This is a genomic window from Bacillus sp. SIMBA_074 (assembly GCF_046534555.1).
GTDB classification, from domain to species: Bacteria; Bacillota; Bacilli; order Bacillales; family Bacillaceae_G; genus Bacillus_A; species Bacillus_A mycoides.
In genome coordinates this window covers 1-263 of the sequence record NZ_JAWRYM010000698.1, presented here as the reverse complement: position 1 = coordinate 263, position 263 = coordinate 1, and the positions used below count along the sequence as shown (strand labels likewise).

General features: G+C 31.6%; 1 protein-coding gene. It reads right to left on the bottom strand.

The annotated features are described in order from the left end of the window. Positions 1 to 263: hypothetical protein (locus SB773_RS32580; RefSeq protein WP_410594526.1), on the bottom strand; the 263-nt coding region annotated here is incomplete at both ends.

Here is a 263-nt window from a genome sequence, read left to right as displayed (position 1 = left end):
CAGATGAAATCTAGAGTCGTTGTAACTTATCGCTTGCCATAGTCCACGACTTGTTTTATGAGTAAAGCCATTTTCTTGATTAAAGTATTTTACTTCAACACCAAAATAAGATGGTTCAAAACCCTCTTCTATTAAGTGATCTTTAGGAAATAAGACGTAGTCAATTCTAACATTTACATTTTCAGATAAATGAACACCATTAACTTCTGGGTAAACATAAAAGTCTGTAGCTAACTTTTCATTGAACCAATTTTTTAACTCAG